Annotated in this window: 1 protein-coding gene; it reads right to left on the bottom strand. The window is 46.8% G+C overall.

What is annotated here, in order from left to right; genetic code table 11:
- A partial coding sequence (locus tag HX778_RS24920) for a DUF2498 family protein (RefSeq protein ID WP_176983356.1) occupies window positions 1–92 on the bottom strand: 92 nt, incomplete at its 3' end.
- Between the last annotated feature and the right edge of the window lie 301 nt (window positions 93–393).

Consider the following 393-nt stretch of genomic DNA (forward strand, 5'->3'; position numbering starts at 1 on the left):
ATCCCGTGCAGGAAATCCTCATGTTCACGAATGATTTTGTTCGCCTCAACGAGGAGAGATTCGCGGTCAATAGGCTGAGTTGTCTCTTGCATGATGTTCTCCTTAAAAAACTGGCGCTAGTTTACGTCCGCTTGAGGGGAAAGGGCAAATTTTCCCTGTAAACCCTGTGGCCTTAAAAAAGTTAACCGTGCTGGCGGGATCCGGTATTGCATGCTAATAAAGTTGCGTAACATATTTTATCAGGTAGAGTGTGACGCTTTCGCAAATCTGGCAACAGAATTGCTTGACATTCGACCAAACTTCCGTCGTGCTATGCCACTTGCGCGAGACTTCTGGCCTTCAATAACCGGCGAGTGAGCCGCCTGTGATGCAGGTTATTGAAAAAAAGAGTTG

Source organism: Cedecea sp. P7760 (genome assembly GCF_013386425.1).
Classification (GTDB): domain Bacteria; phylum Pseudomonadota; class Gammaproteobacteria; order Enterobacterales; family Enterobacteriaceae; genus Cedecea; species Cedecea selenatireducens.